Below are 18,061 nucleotides of genomic sequence, written 5' to 3'. Positions count from 1 at the left end.
CGCACATCTAGGACAAAAACGGTCCTAGATGCCTCCTAACGTCGTTCTCGGCTCGAACAATCGCCACTTCAGGAGGATGAAATGACCGCGATCCGCCCTTTCCGTATCGATATCCCGCAGTCCGATCTAGCCGACCTGCACGAGCGTCTGCGCAATGCCCGCTGGTCGGCGCCGTTGCCGGGCAAGGACTGGAAGCGCGGTGTACCGGTCGACTACCTGCGCGAGCTGGCCGAATACTGGCGGACCGAATTCGATTGGCGGGCAATCGAAGCCGAGCTCAATGAGTTCCCGCAGTTCATGACCGAGTTGGACGGCCTCGACGTGCACTTCCTGCACCTGCGTTCACCCGAGCCGAATGCGATTCCGCTGCTCCTCGCGCACGGCTGGCCGAACTCGTTCGTGGAGTTCAGCAGGACCATCGGTCCACTGACCGATCCGCGTGCGCACGGCTTGGACCCTGAGCCGGCGTTCCATGTTGTCATCCCCTCGATCCCGGGCTTCACCTTCTCCGAGGCCCCGCGTGACACGGGCATGACCGTGGCCCGTGTGGCGCGCATGTTCACAACGCTGATGGCGCGCCTCGGCTACGACCGCTACGCGGTACAGGGCGGTGACCTGGGCGCGTATATCGCCCCCGAAATGGCCTCGGCCGCACCGGATCACGTGATCGGCGTACATCTCGACGGCGGTGTCGGCATCCCGACCCTCGAGGATGTACCGTCCATGACCGAAGATGAGCGCGTCGAATGGGGTGCCATGCGGCAGTGGATGACCGGGGTCGACCATCACGCCCTGCTGGGTACCGCACCGCAGACCTTCGCGCACGCGTGGACCGATTCGCCGGTCGGCCTGGCGGCATGGCTTATGCACAAATTCCACGAATTCACGCCTGCGGCAGCACATGTCGAGGACGTCCTGGATCGTGATCTGCTGCTGACGAATATCAGCCTGTACTGGTTCACGAATACGGCGGCGAGTTCCTCATGGCCCATGTACGACGGTCTGGCCGCGGGTGGTGGTTTCGGCTGGCCGTCGGGTCAGCGCGCGGTGCCGACCGGGGTGTACGGCGGTGGTTCCGCGCTCATGCGCCGACTCGCGAAGCGGGACAACACCATTGCGTATTGGCCGTCCGGTAATCCGGGCAATCATTTCGTCGCCATGGAGGTGCCGCGGGCGCATACCGCCGATATTCGCGCCTTCTTCAGTGCGGTTCGCTGAGGGTCGGATCGGCCGGATTCTCCTGCGGTTCACCCAGTCGGACCACGACGACGCCGGCGAGAATCAGTATGCCGCCGAGCAATTGGATGGCGTGCGGGGCCTGGCCGAGCAGGGCCCAGGCGAACAGGATGGCGGCCAGTACCTCGGTGAGGGCGGCGAAGGAGGCGAGCCGCGATCCGAGCATTCGGGTGGCGGCAATGCCGGAGACGTAGGCGAGCGAGGCGGTGATGACACCGAGCGCCAGCAGCGGCTGCCACCACTGCGCGGTGAAGCCCTGGAAGGCAACGGGATTGGTGGTGGCGTGTAGTGGCACGATGCCGGCCAGTCCTGCGATGAGGATGCCGAAGCCGCCGATGAGCAGTCCGCTGGTGGCCAGTACGGTACCGGGGACGGCTTCTCCGGCACTGCCGGACATGATGAAATACGCTGCCGCGCCGACCATTGCGCCGAGTGCCCACAGCACCCCGATCCAGCTGGTCGGCACATCGGAGCGCAGGTCCAGCACGAGCACGAGTCCGGCGATACCGATGAGCGCCCCGAGAACCGTTGCGCGGCCGGGTTTCTGTTCGTGTCGCAGCCACAGCCAGACGACCACCGCGATGGGTGCGGTGTATTCGATGAGCAGTGCGACGCCGACGTCCATATACGCGACGGCATTGAAGTACGCGAGTTGCGCGCCGGCGACGGCGAGCAGCCCGTATCCGGTGAGCAGGGGGATATTGCGGCGCAGCAGACCCCAGTTCCCGTGCAGTTGTACGACCGCCACGGGCAGCAGTACGGCCGCGCCGAGCAGTACGCGCACGATGACCACTGCGGCGGGACTCCAGCCCGCGTTCAGCAGCCCGCGCGCGAGTGCGCCGGAGAGCCCGAAGGACGATGCGGACAGCGCCGCCAGCAGCAGCCCATTGCCGAGTCGGCTGCGCACGGGGGTGTCATGTGTCATCGTCGCCATGACTGATGACGCTAAGGGGTGTATGTGTAATATGTCAACATGGTCTTTACTGATGACACGGTGTCCGCCATGGCCGCCGCCGTCGATCTGGTGAATTCGGCGGAACCTCCGGACACGATGACCGAAACCGCCCAGTTGAAGGACTTCTTCGTCCGGCACGGCTATACCGGCTCCCGCACCGGCGCGGCGGCGGAACTCGATGCCGTCCGCGCCCAGCGCGCCCTCCTGCGCCGCCTGCTGACCAGCGATCGCGATACCGCGGTCGAACTGGTGAACGCCATCCTGGCCGAGTATCGCGCGGTCCCGCAGCTGGTCCGCCACGACGGCCTCGACTACCACATTCACGCCGTACCCCCGGATGCGCCGCTGCCGGTGCGCATTGCCGTCGAAACCGCCATGGCCATGATCGACGTGATCCGTGCCGACGAACTGAGCCGCCTGGCGATCTGCGCCGACGACACCTGCGAGGGCATCGTGCTGGACCTGTCCCGCAACCGCTCCCGCCGCTACTGCAGCACCGCGTGCGGAAATCGCAATGCGGTGGCGGCGTACCGCGCTCGTCAGCGTTAGGCGCGTGCGGCGGCCAGCCCGACCACGCCGTGTACGAATGTGTCGATGCCGAGCTGGATGAACGACTCCCGGGAAGTGATGTCGCCCAGGTCATTCCAGGCGGCGAGAATATTCGGGTAGCGCTCGGCCGGAAGCTCCGCGTGCAACGCCTCGGCCTGGGCGAGTAGCAGCGCTCGTCGTTCGGGTTCGAGGCCGACGCCGGTGAAGAGCGGCTCGTTGACCAGGCTCATGGCGGTGCGTGCCCCCTGTCGCGCCAATTGTGTTGCCTCGCTGACGTCGAACCCCGCCCCGCGCAGTAGTCCGATCAGCCGCTCCATGAATTCGCGCCCGGTTTCGGAGTACACCACGCGCGGAATGATGATCGGGGCTGCCCCCGGATTCTTCTCGATCATCCGCACGAAATCTGTGACCAGCGAACGTAATTGGCGATCCCACGGCTCATCCGGATCGGCGGTGATCTCCAGGTCGCGACATGCTCTGTCGCCCATGGCATTCAGTAGTTCGTCTTTGTTCTCCACATGCCAGTACAGCGCCATCGGTGAGACGTCGAGTGCGTCGGCGAGCCGCCGGAAGCTGAGTCCGTCGATGCCGCGGCGGTAGGCCAGGTCGAGCGCGGCTTCTATCACGGCGTCGCGGCTGAGGCGTTGCCTGTTGAGTTTCTCACGTCCGGCCATCGCCCAACTATACGCATGTACAAGCGAGTGTTAGCGTGCCCCTACGCTTTACGAGTCCAATGGGGGTCTCCGGAGAGATGACTATGAATACGCGAACGGCCCTGCGTCCCTACGATGTGGTGTTGGTCGGCGGCGGGATCATGAGCGCCACCCTCGGTATCCTGCTCAAACACGTGGAGCCGACCTGGTCGATTGCGGTGTACGAGCGACTTCCCGAGCTCGCGGCGGAGGCTTCGGCCCCCTGGCATAATGCCGGTACGGGGCATTCCGGACTGTGCGAACTCAACTACACGAGCGAAACCGCGGACGGCGGTATCGATATCGCCAAGGCCGTCGCTGTCAATGAGCATTTCCAGCAGAGCCGGCAATTGTGGGCTTCCCTGGTGGAGGCCGAAATCCTCGGCAAGCCGGACACTTTCATCAATCCGGTTCCGCATATGACCCTGGTGCACGGCACCGACGATGTGGACCATCTGCGCCGCAGGCACGAAACCCTTTCCGCGCACCCGCTTTTCAGCGCCATGCGGTTCAGTACCGAATCCAAACTCATCGAGGGCTGGGCGCCACTGCTCACCGAACGCCGCGGCCTGTACGAGCCGTTCGCCGCGACCCGTGATGTCACCGGCAGTGATGTCGATTTCGGTTCGCTGACCCGGCAGCTGTTCGCGCACCTGGAGGCCTCGGGCGTGGAGATCCACCGCCGCTGCGAGGTGCGCGGTATGCGCAAGAACAATGATGGCTCTTGGCAATTGCGTATTCACCAGTTCACCGACAATGACCGTCTCACCCGCTGGGTGGATTCCCGTTTCGTCTTCGCGGGTGCGGGTGGCTGGGCGTTGAAACTGCTGCAGAATGCCGGGCTGCCGCAGGTGCAGGGCTACGGCTTGCTACCGGTGAGCGGTCGCTTCCTGCGCTGCGACAATCCGGCGATCGTGGAGCGGCACGATGCCAAGGTGTACGGCAAGGCCAAGGTCGGCGCACCGCCGATGTCCATGCCGCACTTGGATACTCGCGTGGTCGACGGTAAACGTGCCCTGCTGTTCGGCCCGTATCCCGGCGCGAATCCCAAGTTCCTCAAACAGGGCTCGGTGCTGGATGCCCCGGCTTCGCTGCGCTCGCACAATGTGGGTCCGCTGGCGTCGATGATCAAGGAAAATCCGGGACTGATCTGGTTGCTGCTGTCCCAGGTGACCGCCACCCGGGGTCGCAAGATGTCGGCGCTGCGCGAATTCGCGCCCGCCGCCGCGCCCGGTGACTGGTCCCTGATCTCGGCCGGGCAGCGCGCCCAGATCGTGAAGCGGGATGCGAGCGGCCGGGGCGCACTGCAATTCGGTACGGAGGTGGTGGCCTCCTCGGACGGCACCATCGCGGCGGTGCTCGGCGCGTCCCCGGGCGCGTCCACCGCACCCGCCATCCTGCTGGATGTGCTGGAGCGCTGCTTCCCGCGCTATCGCGGCCTGTGGGCCGAGCCGCTGCGCGAGTTGATTCCCACGCTCGGCCTGAGCCTGGCCACCGATATGCGCCTGGCCCGGCAGACCATGTCGCGCACCGCGGAGATCCTGGGTCTGGTGGCTCCGGACAATCTGTCCTGACAGCAAGCGGACATGGACAAGGCACCGCCGCGCCCGGTATGAAATTGGAACAGGTTTCAATTTTCGGTCAGGAGATGCGATGGACAGCGCCACCATGGGCGATATGGTGATGGCGGGCTTCAAGAAGCTGGGCTTCATCCAATTCACCGGTATCGAGGGGGTGGAGTTCGCGAGCGGCCGCAATGTGGTGAGCATGGCCCCGAAGCCCGAGCACCTCAACCACAATGGCGATATCCACGCCGCGCTGCTCTACGGCCTGGCGGAGACCGCCGCCATGGGCGTGGCCATTTCGGGCATCGTGGATCTGATGGCCGATATCTTCATCGTCGCGCGCGACGGGCGCATCACCTACCTGGCACGCGCCAAGGGTGAGCTCGGCCCGTTCACCGCGACTGCGGAGCTGTCCGAAGAGCTGGTCGCCAAGACGCGAGCGAATATCAAGTCCCACACCGAAATCGAATTCGAGGCTCCGGTCACCATCACCGACAGCACCGGAAAGGCCGTGGCCGCAGCGGCTTTCACCGCGGTGATCCGGCCGCGCCGGAAGTAGTCCGGACAGCGGACGGCCCGGCGCACGCGTGCCGGGCCGTTCCGGTGCGCCGGTTCAGCGCTCGCTGTCCAGCATGGCCAGCTGTGCGTCGGCATAGCGGCCACCCGCGACCTGATCGGCGGGGACGGCGGCCTCGATGGCGGCCAGCTCCGCTTCGGACAGCTGAATGTCCAGCGCTGCAAGGGCTTCCGCCCAGCGTTCCGGACGCCGCGCGCCGATGATCGGCACGACGTCCGCACCCCGCGACAGCACCCAGGCGATGGCCAGCTGCGCCACACTCACCTGATGTTCGGCCGCGATGACGGCGAGAGCGTCCACCAGGCGCAGGTTGGCGGTGAGGTTCTCGCCCTGGAAGCGCGGGCTGTGCGCGCGGAAGTCGGTGGGCGCGAATTGCGCTCCGCTACGCAGTGAATCGCTGAGCAGCCCGCGCGAGAGCACCCCGTACGCGGTGATACCGATGCCGAGTTCCCGTGCGGTGGGCAGGATTTCGGCTTCGATCCCGCGCGAGATGAGCGAGTACTCGATCTGCAGATCGACGATCGGATGCACGGCGGCGGCCCGGCGCAGCGTCTCCGCGCCGACCTCGGAGAGTCCGATATGCCGTATGTACCCGGCCTCGACCAGCGCCGCCAGCCCGCCCATGGTCTCCTCGATCGGCACATTCGGGTCCAGCCGCGCGGGCCGGTAGATATCGATGTAGTCGGTGCCGAGCCGTTGCATCGAGTAGGCCAGGAAATTGCGGGTGGCGGCGGGCCGCGTATCGACGCCGCCGAATTCCCCGCCGGGTCCGCGCAGCGCCCCGTACTTCACGCTGAGCAGCACATCCTCCCGCTTGCGTTCGGTGAGCGCCTGCCGGATGAGCAGTTCGTTGTGGCCCATGCCGTAGAAGTCGCCGGTGTCGATGAGGTTCGCGCCGGAGTCGATGGCCGCGTGCACGGTCGCGATGGAGGTCTGCTCATCGCTGGTTCCGTACATACCGGACATTCCCATGGCCCCGAGGCCGATACGGGAGACGGCGGGCCCGGTCTTGCCGAGCTGGACGGTGTGCAGGTTCTTCGTCATGGTTACAAGCCTGCGCGCTGTAGCCGGGGATCGGGAGAGGACCGCTTATCCAGGGATCGCCGATCCCTGGTCGGGCGGTCGGCGCGGGTGCCCGGGTGGCCTTCCGGTCGGGCCGGTGGGCGGTGCGCACCTATCGATCCAGGCCCGTCGCACCAGACGGGGACCGGTAGTACCTGGCTAGCGGAGCCCGCGCGCGCGAGAGTGGTGGAGTGAACCGCGACGAATTGGCCGACTTCCTGCGCCGCCATCGGGAGGCCCTGCAACCTGCCGCTGTCGGGTTGCCGCCGGGCGCGCGCCGGCGCACTCCCGGCCTGCGCCGCGACGAGGTCGCCATGCTCGCGGGCATGTCCACCGACTACTACACCCGCCTGGAGCAGGCGCGCGGCCCACGCCCGTCCACCCAGGTGCTGGCCGCGCTGGCGCGGGCGCTGCGTTTCACCGACAACGAACGCGATCACCTCTACCACCTGGCCGGGCAGCAGCCGCCCGCGCGCGGCGGTGATACCCATGTCGGCCCCGGCATTCTGCACGTGCTCACCAAACTCGACGACACCCCGGCCTGCGTCATCTCCGATCTCGGTGAGGTCCTGGTGCAGAACCGCATGCATACGCTGGTCTCCGGCGATTTCTCGCAGCGCCGCGGCCTGGACCGCTGTATACCGTGGCTCTGGTTCACCGCCCCGCACGACCGGGAACGCTTCCTCCCCGAGGACCGGGACGGCCTCGCCCGCCACCATGTGGCCGGTTTACGCGCCACCGCCGCGGCCCGCTCCGGTGATGCCGATGTGACCGACCTGGTCGCCCGATTGCGTTCCGCCAGTACCGAATTCGAGGCACTCTGGAGTGAGCACGAGGTCCGCGCCCACGCCGGTCACAACAAGCGCATGCTGCACCCCGAGGTGGGCCTGCTGGAACTGGTCTGCGAGCCCCTGCTCACCCCCAGCGCCACCCGTCAACTCCTGATCTACTACCCGAAGTCCGGCACCGACACCCAGGAGAAATTGGACCTACTCCGCGTGATAGGCACCCAATCCCTCACCCTCTGAAGGGTTTTCGCGGTCAGTCGTGCGGTACGCCGCAGCGGCGTTTGCGGGGCTTCAGGTGTAGTGGGGGGAGTGGCGGGGCGGGGATGCGCTGGTCCGGGGTGTGGCCGGCGATATCGGGGAAGCGGGTGAGATCGTGTGCCTCCCAATCGTTTCGGGCCGCCTCGATCTCCTCGTGACTGCGCGTCACGAAGTTCCACCACATGACCAGGTCCTCGTCGAACGGTTCGCCGCCGACCAGGAGGGCGTGCGCGCCCGTAGTGCTGGTGAGCGCGAGTTCGGCGCGGTCGCTGCCCAGGTAGAGCAGGCTGCCGGGGGCGGCGGTATTGCCGTCGGCGGTGAGTTCGCCCTCGATCACCAGGATGGCGTGCTCGAAGTCGGGGTTCAGCGGGAGTGTCAGCTCGGCTCCGGCGTCCACGCGTAGATCCGCGCCGACGATCGGGGTGTAGGCGGTGGCCGGTGAGGTCTGCCCGTCGAGTGAACCGATCAGGACGATGCCGTGCAAGCCGTCCCGCTCGAACTCCGGCAGTTCCCGATGCTGTTCGAAATGCGGTGCGATGGCGGCGGTTTCGCCGGGCAGCGCGATCCACAATTGCAGTCCGGCCCCGGATTCGTGGCCCGTCACCCGGTACTCCGAATGCGCGATACCCCGCCCCGAGGTCATGATGTTCAACTGCCCCGGCCAGATCTCCACATCCGAGCCGACACTGTCGCGATGCCGGATGCGCCCGTTCAAAGGCCAAGTGACGGTTTGCAATCCGATATGCGGATGCGGATCGATATCGTGCCCTTCGGGATTGGCCGCCGAGCCGGAACCGAAGTTGTCCAGGAAGCACCACGCGCCGACGGTGGGCAGATCGCGCTGTGGCAGCGACCGGAAGACGGTCACGCCGCGCACACCGCCCAGCGGCACCTCACGGGAGGGGAAGTACTCCGCACGCGGTCCGGGCCGTCCGGAGGCTTCGCACAGCGCCTCTTCCGGATTCGGCTCCAGATCGCTCATCGCTTGATCCCCTTGCCGAGCACGTGTTCCTCGTAATCGGGGTGCTTGTCCAGCCAGGCTTTGATGAACGGGCAGCGCGGCACGATGACCCGTCCGCGCGCGATCACATCCTCGACGGCCTGGCGGGCGAGCGCACTGCCCAATCCCTTACCGCCGAAGGCTTTGTCCACCTCGGTGTGGATGAAGGTGGTGTCATTGTCGCGCTCGCGGTATTCGGTGAACCCGGCGAGCGTGTTGCCGTACCAGATTTCATAGCGGTGTTGCGCGGCATTGCGGACGACGGTCGCCGCCACGGTTTGTTCGCTCATTGTTCAGTTCTCCTTCCGCACCCGCACGGGATGTCCACTCATGATCGAGACGCGATTGAACGCGCCGATGGTGGTCGCGGCCCAGATCAGCACAGACATCTGGTCATCCGACAAATGTTGCCGCGCAGCAGCATACTCACGCTGGATGCGGTGTTCGTCCGGCAGCGCGGTGACGGTTTCGGCGACGATCAGGGCGGCCCGCTCCTGCTCCGAGTACAGCTGTGGACTGCGCTGCCAGGCATCCAGTACCGCGAGTTGCTGGGTGCTCACACCGGCGTCCCGGGCGGCCCGGAAGTGCACGTCCAGGCAGTAGGCGCAGCCATTGAGCTGGGAGACGCGCACGTTCACCAGCTCCAGCACCGCCCGCCCCAAATCGACTGCGGCAGCGGCGTTTCGGACCGCGGTGGCGACACTGTTGAGCGCGTGGAAGACCTCGGGTGTCTGCTTGTCCATCCAGACACGGTCATGGGATACGAGCGACTGCATAGTGGAGGCATAGTAAGCCGCGAAAGTGAAACGTGCCCTCCGGTTTGCCGAGTGCGGCATGTTTTCTGAATCGAACCGTGTTCGGAATATCGGGCGGGATGCGGCGGTTGGCAACCCAGCAGTATGTCGATCACGAATCTCGGAGCGGCCATGAGCGCAACAGCGACCGACGGTGCCCGCGTGCGCACCCGGGTACAGATTCCGCTGACCTTCGCCGACGGTTATGCCACCACCGCCCAGGCCGTCACCTTCGACGGCCTGGCCGACGGGCGCGAACACGTCGCGCTGGTCCTCGGCGAACCCGGCGACAACCCACTGGTACGACTGCACTCGGAGTGCCTCACCGGCGATGTCTTCGGCTCCGCGCGCTGTGACTGCGGCCCGCAACTGCGCGAGGCCGTGCAGTTGATCAGCGCGACCGGTGGCATCCTGCTGTATCTGCGCCAGGAGGGCCGCGATATCGGCCTCTACAACAAGCTCGACGCCTACGCCCTACAGGACGGCGGCCTCGACACCTACCAGGCCAATGCCGCCCTCGGCCTGCCCGAGGACGCCCGCGACTACACCGCCGCCGCGCAGATGCTCACCGCGCTCGGCGTGGACGAACTGGACCTGCTCACCAACAATCCCGAAAAGGCGCGCCAGCTCACCGAACTCGGCGTCCGGGTGCGCACGATCGTCCCCACCGGCGTGCACGCCACCCCCGACAACCTCCGCTACCTGCGCGCCAAGGTCGAACACACCGGCCACACCATCAGCCTCGCGGGCTGAGCGGGTGCCGCGACAGCGCGTGCGAAAGGGATTGCGGCGCTACGGTTTCACCACCGTGCGCCAGTCCGTGGCGTTCGGATCGCCTTCGTAGTGCGCGATCTTGCAGTCGAGGACGGCGATGGTCTGCTCAAGTTCCTTGATCTGCGCGAGCGCCTCCGCGCGGGTGTGATAGAACATCTCCAGCCGCTCCGGGTAGGTGTGGTCCCCGGCGCGCACGAGTTCGGCGTAGCGCACCATATCGGCCACGGACATGCCGGTGAGCCGCAGTTTTCCGATGAGGGTCAGCCAGTCCAGGTCGCGATCGCAGAACCGCCGCTGCCCGGCATGATCGCGGCCGACATAGTTGAGCAGGCCGATGCGCTCGTACCAGCGCAAGGTGTCCCGGGTGAGCCCGCTGCGCTCGGAAACCTCACCGATCGAATACCGCGGCCGCTCGTACTCGGCGCTCCGCTGCGCCGATACCGCGGCGGTCGCCGCCTGTACTGATATCGCTGTGCCCACGGCCCCGCCCTCTCTGTGCTGCAGCACCGCCCGGCGCATGACCGCCGGGCCCGCTCTTCCAACCCTCGACGCTAGTGACTTGGAGTGCACTCCAAGCAAGTCTCATTCTGCCGAATACGAGCGTGGCTCGCAGGGTGGCCGGTCGTCCCGTCGCGCACTGTTCCGGCGTGCCGGGGTGCGAGGTCTCCTTCAGCCATGAATCGTCCGCCGGACGCGCCTACTCTGGGGGCATGGCAAAAGAGATTGATCGGTCGCGCGCGAAGTCGGCGCTGGAGACCGTGAAGGAACAGCCGGTCATCGCCGCTATCGCCGCCTTGCCGGTGCTGGTGGTGTTCGGCGTGGTGTGGGCGCTCACCGGCTTCTTCTGGGCGCTGCTCCTACTACTCGTGGTCGGTGGCGTCGTCGTATGGCGCGGAAAGTTGCTGGGCTAGACCCGAATTCCGGCGCGGGCCGATACGCCCCGTGGAATCCGGTACCCCCGCGTGCGGCTAGCGCGGTACGTGGAAGTGGGTCAGTTCGCCCGTGCCCGGGTCGAGGTCCACCCAGGGGCGGTCGAATTCCAGGACGGCGAGCGCCGAGGTTGGGAATTTCGTGCTGAGTTCGTCCGCCGCCGCCGAATCCCGATTGGCGGCCAATTCCCATGCGGTCCAAGGCATTCCGGGAGAGTGGCCGATCATCAGCAGCGTCCGCACCGAATCGCCGGCCTGGCGCGCCAATTCGATGAGCGCGTGCGGTGACGCCTCGTACATGGACTTCTCGTACGAGACCGGTGCGGTGATACCGGTGGCCGCGAGTGTTTCGCGGGTCCGGGTGGCGGTGGAGCAGAGCACCGCGTCGATGGGCGGCTGGGTGGTGCGCAGCCAGTCCCCGGCGAGTCCGGCCTCGCGCAGTCCGCGCGGCGCGATCGGCCGTTCATGGTCCGCCACGCCGTCCGGGTAGCCGGATTTGCCGTGGCGCATCAAGATGAGAGTCCGAGCCATCTGCACTACGTTATGCTGCACCGCTCCACCTGCCGAGACTGGTCTCACATCAACCGATCCCGCTCCCGGCAGGAGACGCCTCTCACACTCGAGGCACACTGAAAGGTGCTGCCACACCTGCCTGCTGTGAGGTGCCGGAGCGCCGATATATTAGAACGTGTTCTACCGCCCTGCTCGAACCCCGAGCGGAGTAGCACCACGCGACTGTTTCGAGGATCTGCGAGATATGGCCTATGTGATCACGCAGCGTTGTTGCAACGACGCCAGCTGCGTTCCCGAGTGTCCGGTCGATTGCATTCGTCCCACCCCAGAGCAACGCGAGTTCGCCACGACCGAGCAGCTCTACATCGACCCCGATACCTGCATCGACTGCGGCGCCTGCGTCGATGCCTGTCCGGTTGACGCGATCTTCTCCGAGGATGATCTGCTGGCGTCGCTGGCGCGGTTCAAGGACATCAATGCCGAGTACTTCGTCCGGCATCCGCTCGAATCCAACTTCGAACCGCTGGTACCGCCCACCCGCGCGCCCAAAGAGCTCGGCACGCTCCGCGTCGCCATCATCGGCGCCGGCCCGGCGGCCTGCTACGCCGCCGAGGAGCTACTGCGCCGCGCCGATGTGGAGGTGGAGCTGTTCGATCGGCTACCCACCCCCTACGGCCTGGTGCGCGCCGGTGTCGCCCCGGATCATCCGGGCACCAAGGGGGTCTCGAGCCTGTTCGAGTCGGCGTTCCGCCGCGACGCGCTGCAGTATCGGCTCAATGTCGAGGTGGGCAACCACATTTCGCATGCGGAGCTGCTCGCGCACCACCACGCGGTGCTCTACGCGCACGGTGCTTCGACCGACCGCAAACTCGACATCCCGGGTGAGGACCTGCCCGGCAGTATCTCCGCCACCGAGTTCGTGGCCTGGTACAACGGGCATCCGGACTTCGCGGACCGCGAATTCGATCTCTCGGGTGAGCGGGCCGTGATCGTCGGCAACGGCAATGTGGCCCTGGATGTGGCGCGTGTGCTGACCGTCGATCCGGACGAGCTGGCCAAGACCGATATCGCCGATCACGCCCTGGACGCGCTGCGCCGCAGCAATATTCAGGAGGTCGTGGTGCTCGGCCGTCGTGGCCCGCTGCAGGCGGCGTACACCTCGTCGGAGTTCCTGGCGCTCGGGCACCTCAAGGGCGTCGACGTCATTGTCGATCCGGCCGAGCTGGAGCTCGATCCGGCCAGCCGGGCCGAGCTGGACGATCCGGAGTTGGAGCCGTCGCTGGAGCTCAAGTACACCCTCGCCAAGGAGTACGCGGCCACCACGCCGAAGCCGGGCAATAAGCGAATCGTCTTCCGCTACCAGGTCTCTCCCACCGCCATCACCGGCGACGGCAAGGTCGAGACGGTCGAGTACGTGCACAACGAACTCGTCGGTGAGAACGGCCGTATTCTGGCCCGTGCCTCGGATCGCACCGGCAGCCTGGACGCCACCCTGGTGTTGCGCTCCATCGGCTACCGCGGTCAGCCCATCGCCGATATCCCGTTCGACGAGAACAAGGGTGTCATTCCGAACGCGCAGGGCCGGGTAGTGGATGCCGAGGGCAATCCGGTGCGGGGCGTCTATGTCTCGGGTTGGATCAAGCGTGGTCCGCGCGGTGTGATCGGCTCCAATCGCGTCGATTCGCAGGAGACCGTCGACCACCTCATCGACGACTTCATCAATGGCAAACTCGCTGCCCCGCAGGCGGATCGGGCCGCGCTCGACGCGCTGCTGTCCGAGCGCCAGCCGGATATGGTCGGCCGCGAGGGCTGGAAGGCCATCGATCAGGCCGAGCGCACCGCGGGCAAGGCGGCGGGCCGTCCGCGCGTGAAGTTCACCAGCCTGGAGGACCTCCTCAAGGCCGCCAAGGGATAACGCGTCCCGGCAGCGCGAACGAAGTGTGGCCCACCCGATTCGGGTGGGCCACACTCGTTTTCGGCCGCGTACTAGTCGGCGAGCAGGTTGATCAGCAGCCCGTCCTTGGCGCACATGGACGGCACCTGTGCGTCGGGCTGGGCATTGCAGCTCCAGCCGTTGACGGTGGCGACATCGGAATCGCTGATCGTCTGCACGTATTGCGTTGCGACATTGATGGCTTCGGTGCAGCCCACCCGACCGGCGGGGGTACCGACGGCGATGACGGTGCGGGTACCGCCGCCCGCATCGGTGACGGTTCCGCAGTCGGAATTGTCGATCGGGGCCGCACCAGTGGTGGTCGGCGGGACGGTGGTGGTGGGCAACGGCGTCGGAGGTACCGATGGCCGGGTCGGGTTGGGCGACAGGGTCGAACTCACCGGCGGCGGTGTCGGCTGTCCCGTGGTGGTGGCCGCCGCAGTGGTCGGCTTCGCGGCCGCGGTCGTGCTCTTCGCCGAGTCCGAGGAGCTACCGCAGGCGACCAGCCCGGTGATCAGCAGCGGTGTCACGGCGAGCAGCGCGAAACTCACAGGCTTCATGTCGGCGATCTCCTCATCTCGATCACCGCGTGGCGATCGGCCTGGGGAGAGTGTGTCAGGCAAACATTCAGCGATCGATATTTTCGCCGGGAATGTCCGGCGAACAAGCGATTTCGGCCGCACCCCTCACTCGGCGGGCAGCGGTCCGATCCGCACCGTGGTGGTGGTGATCCCGCCGACCACGAACCACAGCCGCAGCACCGGATGCCCGGTCCGGTCACCTGGCTCGTACCGGCTGCGCACGCTCACATGCTGACGCGCCAGCACCGGCGCGAGATACTCGATGACCGCCCGGTGCGGTCCGGCCACCAGCTTCGGATAATCCACCAGATACTGCTCCACGGCCTGCCAGTACGCGGCATTGTTCACATGGTTGTACTGGTCGATATCGGTGGCGCGCACCGGATAGGTCAGATCCGTATCCTGTTCCGGCGGTGTGTGATCGGTGAGCCAGGGCCGCCAGCGCAGCCGATGCTCACTGGTGGTGCGGGCGAGCTCGGCCAGCCCCTCGTCACTGATCCGGGTCGGCATATTGGTGAACTCGTTGATATTGATCCAGAAGCCCTCGGTCTCGATGAGACCGCCGTTCTCGCTGGTGACCCGCACCCGCATATTCGTCCACCGGGTCGACATGGCCGAACACCAGCGGGTCAACTCCACCCGGTCCGGCCAGTGGATCGGCCGGACCACGTCCACCACCGTGCGCCGCACGATCCAGGCCGGATCGGTGCGGTGGAAGAAACCGGAATGCATTTCCTCCCAGGCAATGTCCTGCAAATAACGGGCTACGGCATCGAAACGTAGCCGCTGATAGGGATCCACGTCGCCAGCCCGGACAGGCCACGCCGAGGCGAAGCCCATGCCCTCCTCGGGAAGCGGGGCGAGTGGCTGATCGACTGACACTTGGTGCTCCTCGCGCTGCACGGTGTGCCGCGTTTCGTGCGGTGCTTGCTCGACATGACTTTACGGGGCGTGCGTCACACACTCGCGTCGAGTCGTCTGTACTCCTATCACTCGAGGCTCGCGGGCCGTAGCCTTTTCCTGGGGCAGGGACCTACACAGGGGAGACGGCTCAGTGGCCGCAGGAGACAGGGCCGGTCAACGGTTCGGACAATATGAGCTGCGCCGACTGCTCGGCGTCGGCGGAATGGGCGAGGTCTACGAGGCGTACGACACCGTGCGCGAACGCACGGTCGCCATCAAGCTCCTCGATGTGGAACTGGCCAAATCGCCCACCTATGTGGAGCGATTCCGGCGCGAATCGCATACCGCCGCACGCCTGCAGGAGCCGCACGTCATTCCGGTGCACGACTGGGGTGAGGTGGACGGGGTCCTGTTCATCGATATGCGCCTGGTGGCCGGACGGGATCTGAAGGCATACCTCTCCGCCGAGGGACCGATGCCGCCGCAGCATTCGGTCGGCGTTGTCGAACAGATCGGCGCGGCCCTGGACGCCGCGCACGCGATCGGCCTGGTGCACCGCGATATCAAACCCGCGAACATTCTGCTCACCGGTGAACTCTTCGCGTACCTGGTGGATTTCGGTATCGCACACGCGGAATCCGATGTGCAGTTGACCAGTATGGGCAGCGCCATCGGGTCCTTCGCGTATATGGCACCCGAACGATTCGAACACGACACCGCCGTCTCGGCGAGCGCGGATATCTACGCACTGGGCTGTGTGCTGTACGAAAGTCTCACCGGCGAAATACCTTTCAAGACCGACAGCAATCTGGCCACCATTCGCGCCCATATGATGGCCCCGCCGCCGCGACCCAGCGTGCGCACCGGCGTGCCCGCCGGCTTCGACCAGGTCATCGCGACCGCCATGGCAAAGGAACCGGCCCGCCGGTACGCCTCCGCCGGGCAATTGGCCCGCGCCGCCCGCGCCGCACTGCTGCCCGCCGACAGTCAGGTCACCCGCACCTCGGTCGGACCGGCCATGGTGGTTCCCCCTGCCGCGCAGACCTTTCCGCCCCGGTATCCGCAGACCTCCGGACCGGTCGACCTCCGCGATCAATTCTCCGGCCGGGTGGGTCACGCCTCCGGACCGGTGGCGTACCTCGACCACTCCGCCGGCCAGGCCGGCTATGGCGGGCATCCCTCGGGCCCGGTCGACTATCAGGCTTCGCAGCCCACGCGATTCGGCATTCCGATCACACCGCAGCGTGAACATCCCTCCGCACCATTGCCTTTGCCGCCGCCGCAGCGCAACACGCTGCCGATGGTGGTCGGCGCGCTCATTGCCGTGGTGCTGCTGCTCGGCGGCATTCTGGGCTGGTTGCTGTTGTCCGGCAAGGACAATGGGGGTACGGGGACGCCGGTCACCGCGTCCGGCATCCAGACCACAAGTAATCCCACCGCGTCCGGCAACACCACCTCCGCCGTGACGACCGTGCGCACCACTGCGGCGCTGTCCCCGCTCATAGGTTCCGTATCCGGTACGGACGCACAGGGTTTCGCGGGCAATCCGCGCTGCGATGCCGACAATCCCGCCTACGCGATCGGCCGCACCGCCGCCTCACGCGTGCTGATCTGCCGCACCGGGGTCGGCCGCTACTACTACAAGGGCGTCCGCATCAGCGACGGTGCCGGCATCGAACTCGACGATCCGGTCCCCGACGGTTCCGGCGGCTTCAGCGTCACCAATCCCGCCGACGGCACCCGGTACCGCATCACCGCCGCCGCCCTCACCATCGCCAAGGGTGGCACTGTGCTTGCCAACGAAACCATGATCGAATACGCCCACCGCTGACCGGTACCGCACGCGGACGGTGACACGCCGTGTGCGCATGGGTTACGTTCGGATCGGTGTCCAACGGTGGATTGATCGGAGATATGGCATGCGCGCAGCTGTGGTGAGCAAGCTGGAGGGCCCCGAGAGCATCGAATTGCTCGATATGCCCGAACCCACCGCCTACCCCGGCGGGGTGGTCATCGAGGTGCACGCCGCCGGTATCGCCTTCCCGGATGTACTCATGACCCGCGGGCTGTACCAGATGAAGCCGCAGCTGCCGTACATCGTCGGCTGCGAGGTCGCGGGCATTGTGCGCGAGGCCCCCGAGGGCGCGCATGTGCAAGCCGGTGACCGCGTGGTCGCGCTGACCCTGCTCGGCAATGCCGCCGCCGAATTGGCCGTCACGCCCGCCGAAATGGTGTTCGAACTGCCTGACAATGTCTCCCTGGAGGCCGGTGCGGGCGTGCTGTTCAACGATCTGACCGTGCACTTCTGCTTGACCAAGCGTGGCCGCCTGGCACCGGGTGAGACCGTGCTGGTGCACGGCGCGGCGGGTGGCATCGGCACCTCCACCCTGCGCATGGCGGGGGCGCTCGGCGCGGGCCGCGTCATCGCGGTGGTGAGTACCGAGGAGAAGGCCGAGGTCGCCCGCGCGAACGGCGCGACCGATGTGGTGCTCACCGATGGCTGGCTCGCCGCGGTCAAGGAAATCACCGATGGGCGTGGCGTGGACATCGTGCTGGATCCCGTTGGCGGCGACCGCTTCACGGACAGCATTCGTTCGCTGGCCTCGGGTGGCCGGGTACTCGTGGTCGGCTTCACCGCCGGCGATATCCCGACCGTGAAGGTGAATCGCCTGCTGCTCAAGAACGTCGAGGTGATCGGCGCGGCCTGGGGCGAATGGGTGATGACGCATCCCGGATATCTGAAGGAGCAGTGGGCCGAGATCGCGCCGCTGCTCGCCAATGGTGATATCGCTCCGCCGGATCCGGTGCTGTACAGCCTGGCGCACACCGCCGAGGCGGTCTCGGCGCTGGACAAGCGCACCGCCACCGGCAAGGTCGTGGTCACCCTTCGCTGACCGGTGCCATCCCGTCACGTGGACGCCGGAATCGCACTTCTAACGGCCACGGCTAGTT

General features: G+C 66.4%; 20 protein-coding genes. 10 read left to right on the top strand and 10 right to left on the bottom strand.

Translation table 11 applies throughout. The features are described 5' to 3' along the window. The first annotated feature begins 81 nt into the window (after positions 1–81). Positions 82–1,218 carry an epoxide hydrolase family protein gene (locus GFY24_RS06145; RefSeq protein ID WP_153803956.1) on the top strand — a complete coding sequence of 379 codons (1,137 nt, stop codon included), beginning with the start codon at positions 82–84 and terminating at the stop codon, positions 1,216–1,218. Here GFY24_RS06145 and GFY24_RS06140 read toward each other — a convergent pair. Beyond that, a complete protein-coding gene (locus GFY24_RS06140; protein WP_153803955.1) occupies positions 1,202–2,170 on the bottom strand; it encodes a DMT family transporter in 969 nt (322 codons plus the stop codon). The genes GFY24_RS06145 and GFY24_RS06140 overlap by 17 nt on opposite strands. A gap of 39 nt (positions 2,171–2,209) precedes the next feature. Here GFY24_RS06140 and GFY24_RS06135 point away from each other — a divergent pair, with 39 nt between their 5' ends. Continuing rightward, on the top strand, positions 2,210–2,740 hold the full coding sequence (locus GFY24_RS06135; RefSeq protein ID WP_153803954.1) for a CGNR zinc finger domain-containing protein: 531 nt from the start codon (positions 2,210–2,212) through the stop codon (positions 2,738–2,740). On the opposite strand, the gene GFY24_RS06130 is transcribed toward GFY24_RS06135, so the two are convergent. Beyond that, positions 2,737–3,414 carry a TetR/AcrR family transcriptional regulator gene (locus GFY24_RS06130; protein WP_153803953.1) on the bottom strand — a complete coding sequence of 226 codons (678 nt, stop codon included), beginning with the start codon at positions 3,412–3,414 and terminating at the stop codon, positions 2,737–2,739. The two genes, GFY24_RS06135 and GFY24_RS06130, sit on opposite strands and share 4 nt — an antisense overlap. Positions 3,415–3,497: 83 nt before the next feature. On the opposite strand from GFY24_RS06130, the gene mqo reads away from it, so the two are divergent. Further along, positions 3,498–5,006 carry a malate dehydrogenase (quinone) gene (mqo, locus tag GFY24_RS06125; protein ID WP_153803952.1) on the top strand — a complete coding sequence of 503 codons (1,509 nt, stop codon included), beginning with the start codon at positions 3,498–3,500 and terminating at the stop codon, positions 5,004–5,006. 79 nt (positions 5,007–5,085) lie between these two features. Then, positions 5,086–5,556, top strand: a complete 471-nt coding sequence (locus GFY24_RS06120) for a PaaI family thioesterase (protein ID WP_153803951.1) — start codon at positions 5,086–5,088, stop codon at positions 5,554–5,556. A gap of 54 nt (positions 5,557–5,610) precedes the next feature. Here GFY24_RS06120 and GFY24_RS06115 read toward each other — a convergent pair whose 3' ends face one another. Beyond that, complete coding sequence (locus GFY24_RS06115; protein WP_153803950.1) at positions 5,611–6,618, bottom strand: aldo/keto reductase; 1,008 nt, start codon at positions 6,616–6,618, stop codon at positions 5,611–5,613. Positions 6,619–6,827: 209 nt separating this feature from the next. Between GFY24_RS06115 and GFY24_RS06110 the strand changes: the two genes are divergently transcribed. After that, positions 6,828–7,664 (top strand): helix-turn-helix transcriptional regulator, encoded by an 837-nt coding sequence (locus tag GFY24_RS06110; RefSeq protein WP_309230520.1) that lies wholly within the window; start codon positions 6,828–6,830, stop codon positions 7,662–7,664. A 13-nt stretch (positions 7,665–7,677) separates the two neighbouring features. On the opposite strand, the gene GFY24_RS06105 is transcribed toward GFY24_RS06110, so the two are convergent. Genes GFY24_RS06105 through GFY24_RS06095 form a run of 3 tightly spaced genes read right to left on the bottom strand, consistent with a single transcriptional unit; the run spans position 7,678 to position 9,425 of the window. Beyond that, positions 7,678–8,664, bottom strand: coding sequence for a pirin family protein (locus GFY24_RS06105; protein ID WP_153803948.1), 987 nt, complete (start codon positions 8,662–8,664; stop codon positions 7,678–7,680). Continuing rightward, positions 8,661–8,972, bottom strand: coding sequence for a GNAT family N-acetyltransferase (locus tag GFY24_RS06100; protein WP_153803947.1), 312 nt, complete (start codon positions 8,970–8,972; stop codon positions 8,661–8,663). The genes GFY24_RS06105 and GFY24_RS06100 overlap by 4 nt, the downstream gene beginning before the upstream one ends. A 3-nt stretch (positions 8,973–8,975) precedes the next feature. Continuing rightward, entirely contained in the window at positions 8,976–9,425 is a 450-nt protein-coding gene (locus tag GFY24_RS06095; protein ID WP_228566016.1) for a carboxymuconolactone decarboxylase family protein, read from the bottom strand. A 183-nt stretch (positions 9,426–9,608) separates the two neighbouring features. On the opposite strand from GFY24_RS06095, the gene ribA reads away from it, so the two are divergent. Then, positions 9,609–10,229 carry a GTP cyclohydrolase II gene (gene ribA / locus GFY24_RS06090; protein WP_153803945.1) on the top strand — a complete coding sequence of 207 codons (621 nt, stop codon included), beginning with the start codon at positions 9,609–9,611 and terminating at the stop codon, positions 10,227–10,229. Positions 10,230–10,268: 39 nt separating this feature from the next. Here the strand turns inward: ribA and GFY24_RS06085 are convergent, their stop codons facing one another. Then, a complete protein-coding gene (locus GFY24_RS06085; protein ID WP_309230519.1) occupies positions 10,269–10,730 on the bottom strand; it encodes a MerR family transcriptional regulator in 462 nt (153 codons plus the stop codon). Positions 10,731–10,960: 230 nt separating this feature from the next. On the opposite strand from GFY24_RS06085, the gene GFY24_RS06080 reads away from it, so the two are divergent. Beyond that, positions 10,961–11,161: a hypothetical protein gene (locus GFY24_RS06080; RefSeq protein ID WP_153803943.1), complete on the top strand. Its 201-nt coding sequence runs from the start codon at positions 10,961–10,963 to the stop codon at positions 11,159–11,161. Between the two features lie 57 nt (positions 11,162–11,218). On the opposite strand, the gene GFY24_RS06075 is transcribed toward GFY24_RS06080, so the two are convergent. Next, positions 11,219–11,710: a histidine phosphatase family protein gene (locus GFY24_RS06075; RefSeq protein WP_153803942.1), complete on the bottom strand. Its 492-nt coding sequence runs from the start codon at positions 11,708–11,710 to the stop codon at positions 11,219–11,221. A gap of 226 nt (positions 11,711–11,936) precedes the next feature. Between GFY24_RS06075 and GFY24_RS06070 the strand changes: the two genes are divergently transcribed. After that, positions 11,937–13,607 (top strand): FAD-dependent oxidoreductase, encoded by a 1,671-nt coding sequence (locus GFY24_RS06070; protein ID WP_153803941.1) that lies wholly within the window; start codon positions 11,937–11,939, stop codon positions 13,605–13,607. Positions 13,608–13,678: 71 nt separating this feature from the next. On the opposite strand, the gene GFY24_RS06065 is transcribed toward GFY24_RS06070, so the two are convergent. Then, on the bottom strand, positions 13,679–14,185 hold the full coding sequence (locus GFY24_RS06065; RefSeq protein ID WP_153803940.1) for a hypothetical protein: 507 nt from the start codon (positions 14,183–14,185) through the stop codon (positions 13,679–13,681). Between the two features lie 126 nt (positions 14,186–14,311). Next, positions 14,312–15,088 carry an acyl-ACP thioesterase domain-containing protein gene (locus GFY24_RS06060; RefSeq protein WP_309230518.1) on the bottom strand — a complete coding sequence of 259 codons (777 nt, stop codon included), beginning with the start codon at positions 15,086–15,088 and terminating at the stop codon, positions 14,312–14,314. A 172-nt stretch (positions 15,089–15,260) separates the two neighbouring features. Here GFY24_RS06060 and GFY24_RS06055 point away from each other — a divergent pair, with 172 nt between their 5' ends. Continuing rightward, on the top strand, positions 15,261–16,940 hold the full coding sequence (locus GFY24_RS06055) for a serine/threonine-protein kinase (protein ID WP_309230517.1): 1,680 nt from the start codon (positions 15,261–15,263) through the stop codon (positions 16,938–16,940). An 88-nt stretch (positions 16,941–17,028) separates the two neighbouring features. Further along, complete coding sequence (locus GFY24_RS06050) at positions 17,029–18,003, top strand: NADPH:quinone oxidoreductase family protein (protein ID WP_153803939.1); 975 nt, start codon at positions 17,029–17,031, stop codon at positions 18,001–18,003. Positions 18,004–18,061 lie beyond the last annotated feature (58 nt).

Source organism: Nocardia sp. SYP-A9097 (genome assembly GCF_009649815.1).
Lineage (GTDB): Bacteria > Actinomycetota > Actinomycetes > Mycobacteriales > Mycobacteriaceae > Nocardia.
This window is presented reverse-complemented; position numbering and strand designations above follow the sequence as displayed.

Coding starts and splice junctions, on each gene's coding strand:
- GFY24_RS06135 (WP_153803954.1), top strand. CDS start 2,210: ATGGTCTTTACTGATGACACGGTGTCCGCCATGGCCGCCGCCGTCGAT.
- GFY24_RS06100 (WP_153803947.1), bottom strand. CDS start 8,972: ATGAGCGAACAAACCGTGGCGGCGACCGTCGTCCGCAATGCCGCGCAA.
- GFY24_RS06065 (WP_153803940.1), bottom strand. CDS start 14,185: ATGAAGCCTGTGAGTTTCGCGCTGCTCGCCGTGACACCGCTGCTGATC.
- ribA (WP_153803945.1), top strand. CDS start 9,609: ATGAGCGCAACAGCGACCGACGGTGCCCGCGTGCGCACCCGGGTACAG.
- GFY24_RS06070 (WP_153803941.1), top strand. CDS start 11,937: ATGGCCTATGTGATCACGCAGCGTTGTTGCAACGACGCCAGCTGCGTT.
- GFY24_RS06080 (WP_153803943.1), top strand. CDS start 10,961: ATGGCAAAAGAGATTGATCGGTCGCGCGCGAAGTCGGCGCTGGAGACC.
- GFY24_RS06115 (WP_153803950.1), bottom strand. CDS start 6,618: ATGACGAAGAACCTGCACACCGTCCAGCTCGGCAAGACCGGGCCCGCC.
- GFY24_RS06105 (WP_153803948.1), bottom strand. CDS start 8,664: ATGAGCGATCTGGAGCCGAATCCGGAAGAGGCGCTGTGCGAAGCCTCC.
- GFY24_RS06095 (WP_228566016.1), bottom strand. CDS start 9,425: ATGGACAAGCAGACACCCGAGGTCTTCCACGCGCTCAACAGTGTCGCC.
- GFY24_RS06130 (WP_153803953.1), bottom strand. CDS start 3,414: ATGGCCGGACGTGAGAAACTCAACAGGCAACGCCTCAGCCGCGACGCC.
- GFY24_RS06120 (WP_153803951.1), top strand. CDS start 5,086: ATGGACAGCGCCACCATGGGCGATATGGTGATGGCGGGCTTCAAGAAG.
- GFY24_RS06050 (WP_153803939.1), top strand. CDS start 17,029: ATGCGCGCAGCTGTGGTGAGCAAGCTGGAGGGCCCCGAGAGCATCGAA.
- mqo (WP_153803952.1), top strand. CDS start 3,498: ATGAATACGCGAACGGCCCTGCGTCCCTACGATGTGGTGTTGGTCGGC.
- GFY24_RS06140 (WP_153803955.1), bottom strand. CDS start 2,170: ATGGCGACGATGACACATGACACCCCCGTGCGCAGCCGACTCGGCAAT.
- GFY24_RS06145 (WP_153803956.1), top strand. CDS start 82: ATGACCGCGATCCGCCCTTTCCGTATCGATATCCCGCAGTCCGATCTA.
- GFY24_RS06075 (WP_153803942.1), bottom strand. CDS start 11,710: ATGGCTCGGACTCTCATCTTGATGCGCCACGGCAAATCCGGCTACCCG.